The organism is Stenotrophomonas sp. 05L44_2, from assembly GCF_056665995.1.
In genome coordinates this window covers 1-1,152 of sequence record NZ_JBFTNR010000989.1, presented here as the reverse complement: position 1 = coordinate 1,152, position 1,152 = coordinate 1, and the positions used below count along the sequence as shown (strand labels likewise).

The 1,152-nt window shown below is 70.5% G+C and carries 1 pseudogene; it reads left to right on the top strand.

From position 1 onward, the window contains the following. Positions 1–1,099: pseudogene (locus tag AC1VAN_RS22555) on the top strand (hypothetical protein); the annotation flags it as partial. Positions 1,100–1,152: the final 53 nt, after the last annotated feature.

The following is a 1,152-nucleotide window of genomic DNA, read 5'->3' as shown; positions in this document are numbered from 1 at the left end:
GGCCACCGAAGTTGCAGAGGCGACCGCCGAATTCGTGGTGCCGCCGGTCGCACTGCCGCGCACCGAGGTCAGCATCGTGCCTCGCGACACCATTCCGACGGTGCGCGAGCGCAGCGTGCAGCCGGTACAGGCTGCGCCGATAGCAACGCCGGTACGCACGCCCGAGGTGGCAGTGCAGGCTCCCCGCGTGCGCGATGTACAGGTGCAGGAGCGCGAAATCAGCACGGTCGAAGCGCCGGTGGCGCCGCAGCCGATGCGCACCACCGACATCCAGGTACGCGTGCCGCAGCGCGACGTGCAGGTGCGCGAGCGCGAAGTGCAGGCGATGACCGATCCGCAGGTGCGCATGGCCACCGTCGCAGGGCGCGAGCCCACGGTGCGTGCGCCTGCCGGGCGCGAGGTGCAGGTGCGCGAACGGGAGGTTGCTGCCGCTCCGCAACCTGCCGCGTCGACTGCGGCAGGCAGTGCGACCACGCCGACGCCGGCACCCGCCGGCAGTTCGGCCCAGAACAGCGCCAGCGTGGCGCGCCCTGCGACGACCAGTACCGCCGCCGCACAGGCGGGCGCCCGTCCGGCACCGGCCCCGGGCAACTGGGCAACGCCCGCCCGCGGTGACGACTGGGGCGCCTCCAGCCGCAATCGCGACGGTGCCAACCAGGGCGCCGCGCAAACCAGTGCGGGCAAGGGCGATGGTCTGTTCAACGCTGACGGCAGCGTACGCGTGGCCGGCCAGGGCGGGGCCGGCAAGGCCGAGCGTGGCGCACCCGGTGGGGCCAACGACGGGTGGAGCAAGGAGCGCATCGCCGAGTCCGGCAAATGGCTGAAGCGGCCGCCGTACGACTACACGCCTACCTCGTTCGACAAGTATTGGGTGCCGCAGGAATCGCTGCTCGCCGAGTGGGTGCGCAAGGGCGTCAAGGCAATGGAGATTCCGTTGCCGGGTACCAGCACGAAGATTTCCTGCGTGATCTCGATCCTGCAGGCCGGTGGCGGCTGTGGCCTCACCGATCCGAACATGCAGGACCAGCCGGCAGTGGCGCGTCCGCCGCCGGATATCCCGTTCAAGAAAGAGCTGCAGGAAGATAACGGCAGCCGGTAGGGTGCCGCATCCACGCATGGCGTGGATCTACTGTGCATCCAGCTGCGCCGGGT